Here is a 3,259-nt window from a genome sequence, read left to right on the forward strand (position 1 = left end):
GCCAGCGCGGCGTAGGTCAGGCTGTCGTCGCCAGCGACGATGGCCAGCGCGTCGGGCGTACGGGCTGCCTGTTCGGCGAACAGATCCGGCAGGTATGCCGCCGGCCATGCCTGCGGTTGGGGTTGGGCCTGTGCCAGCCAGTGGGCCAGTTCGGATTCATCCAACAAGGCAACCGATCTGGTTGATTGATGAGGCGTGTGCGCAATGGCATCCAGGATGCGTACGAAGCGTCGCGCGAATTGTTGGACGTCGGACTCGCCGAATACATCGGGTCGATATCCGAAGCGCAACTCGATGTTCTCGTTCGGCAAGGCCATAAGACCGAGCGGATAATGTGTGACGTCGCCTCCCTGACCGCCCAGGTCATTGCAATGCAATGACTGTGCGGGATCACCAAGGGTGTGACTGGTCTCTCCGGGCAGGTTTTCGAATACGAAATGCGTATCGAACAATGCGTCGATACCCGCAGCCTGTTGGATGTCGGCCAATCCAAGATGCTGGTGATCTAGTAAGGCGACCTGTTCGTCTTGAATATGCACGGCCAGCTCACCCAGCGACTGGGCGGCGTCGAGCTGGACACGAAGCGGCAACGTATTGATGAACAGGCCAACCATCTGTTCGACACCGGAAATCTCCGGTGAGCGGCCTGATACCGTGATACCAAAAATGACATCGGAGCGCCCGGTATGGCGACCCAGCCAGATAGCCCAGGCCGTCTGGAACAACGTATTGAGCGTGACGCCCAGGGTACGCGCACGCTGCCGCAGTGCATCGGCGCGGTCGCGGCCAAGATGGACATCCAGTGTGCGCGGAGCACAAGCCAGTCTGGTCGATATCGAAGGAGCGAGCATGGTCGGGGCGTCGATACCCGAAAGATGCTCGCGCCATGCGGCCTTTGCCGATTCACGATTCTGGCGTTTGAGCCACGTGAAATAATTCTGGTAAGGCGTTGGCGCTGCCAGCGCATCCCCACGATATAACGCGAACAGCTCATGGAGCACGATGGGTATGGACCATCCATCGAGTAACAAGTGATGGTGGGTAACCAGCAATCGATGATGTTCGTCACCGACGCGGGCCAGCGTCCATCGAAGCAAGGGGCCCTTGTCCGCACGGAATCCCCGGATGCGATCTTCATGGAGTATGGCGTCCCATGAGGCATCGGGATGCTCGCCGGGTAGTTCGATCTGTTGCCAGGATGGTTCGGTCCGCTTTGGAATGATCTGGACCGGCTCCTTGAAACCTGCTTGCACAAAACTTGAGCGCAATTGCGGATGGCGCTGAAGCAGCGCGCCTGCCGCATGGCGAAGACGAGCGTCGTCAAGTGGCCCCGTCAATTGGAAGACGGTCTGCACAAGATAAGCATCAGGGCCGCCTTCGTCGAGCAACTGATGAAACAGCAAGCCTTGCTGCAAGGGCGACAACGGCAGGATGGCTTCAATCTCGGGATGCATAAAGCGATTCCAGGTAGTCGATGTCGTCTTGATTCATGGACAGCAGGGGCATGTCCGAAGGTGTCAGGCTTGCCGACTGGGGTTTGCTGGCAAAAGCCACGAGTGATTCCAGCGCGGCGAACCAGTCGTCGGCGAGCGAAGTCATGTCATGGCGCTCGAACAGGCGTGCCGCCCAGTTCCAGTGCGCGACCAGGCACGGACCGTCGTCGCTTTCCTCAACAAGCGCATTGAGGGCAATGCCATGGAAGAGCGGCATGCTGGGATCACTTCCGCTAGCCAGCCTTCCCGCATCGTCGGTTGGACACCACGCCGAGGTTCCCGGCGCATCGAAGCGCCCGAGGTAATTGAAGCTCGCCGGTGCAGGACGCGAGCGATGCAATGCATCGGCGGCATGTGCGTTGAGCTCGCTCAGCAGGCCATAAGCCAGGCCGTGGTCGGGTAGCGATCGTAATTGCTCCTTGACGATCCTGAAGGCTTGCCCCATCGCTTCGTCGCCTGACATGGCCCGGGCCAGATCCACACCATGCAATGGCACACACACCGGATAGACGCTGGTGAACCAACCGACGGTCCGCGACACATCCACGCCATCGAAAATGTCCTCGCGCCCGTGTCCTTCCAGATCGAAACATACGGATCGGGAGACATCGCCGACGCGGGCCTGCCAACGGGCGAGTGCCAGCGCGAATGCCGTGAGCAACAATTCGTTGATGTGCCCGTTCAGGCGCGCCGGCGACTGCAGCAGCTCCCGTGTAAGAGTGATCGGCCAACGCAGGGACAGTTCGGCGCTGGTGCCGACCCGATCAAGCAGCGGGTCCAGCGTGAACAGTGGCGCGCTCGAATCGTCGCCGAGCATCCGCTTCCACAGCCCTATTTCATCGACTCTTGCAGGCGCAAGGGCTTCGGCATGGAGCAGTTCGGACCAGCGCCTGAACGAGGTGGTCTTGGGCGGGAGGTCGGCGGCGCGGCCTGCTGCATGGGCCTCGTAAGCCTGCGCCAGATCTGGTATCAGGATGCTCCAGGACACGCTGTCCACAACCATGTGGTGAGCGGCAAGCAGCAGGCGGCCTTCATGCTGCGCGCCGGCGTCGAACCACAAGGCCTGAAGCGTGATGGCGTCATGGAGCGCCAGGCCGTCCTGGGCGGCATGCTGGTGTTGTTGCAGACATGCTTCCCAATCAGGCGATGCATGTCCGGAAACATCGATACGCAGCAGGCATCGGCTTGCATCGATTTGTCCTGGCTCCTGCACCGTCAGTTGATCGCCTTGCGCATCTGTACGCTCCATCTTCAGGCGCAGCATGTCGTGATGATCGATCACCTCTTGCAAGGCCGCAGTCAATGACGCCAGTGACGTATTGGCGGGGGCACGCAACAGTACGCTTTGATGGAATGTGGCCACGCCTTGGCCCCCATGCTTGAGGAACCAGCGCATCACGGGGGTGGCAAGCACGTTGCCAGTAGCCGCGTGCAACGGCATGTCGTTATCGCGCTGGTCCCGCGTGACGATGCTTGCCAGAGCTTCGACCGTCTTGAGCGAGAAAATATCGCGAGGCTTGATCAGCCAACCCTTCTGCCTGGCGCGACTTACCAGCTGAATCGAACGAATACTGTCCCCACCAAGCTCGAAGAAATTATCCTCGATGCCCACATGGGAAAGCCCAAGGACTTCGGCGAACAGCGCGGCAAGGGCGGCTTCTTGTGGATTACGCGGTTCGAGCCCCCGTTGCGGCTGGTAGTCGGGTGCCGGAAGCGCCGCGCGATCGAGCTTGCCATTGGGCGAAAGAGGCAACGCATCGAGCACC

At 60.5% G+C, this 3,259-nt stretch carries 2 protein-coding genes; both read right to left on the reverse strand.

Annotated features, from left to right (window positions below; genetic code table 11):
- Positions 1–1,454: condensation domain-containing protein (locus tag VF436_RS21330; RefSeq protein WP_330906077.1), on the reverse strand; the 1,454-nt coding region annotated here is incomplete at its 3' end.
- A partial coding sequence (locus VF436_RS21335; protein ID WP_330906078.1) for a condensation domain-containing protein occupies positions 1,438–3,259 on the reverse strand: 1,822 nt, incomplete at its 5' end. The genes VF436_RS21335 and VF436_RS21330, both read right to left, overlap by 17 nt.

Source organism: Dyella sp. (assembly GCF_036384435.1).
Lineage (GTDB): Bacteria > Pseudomonadota > Gammaproteobacteria > Xanthomonadales > Rhodanobacteraceae > GSA-30.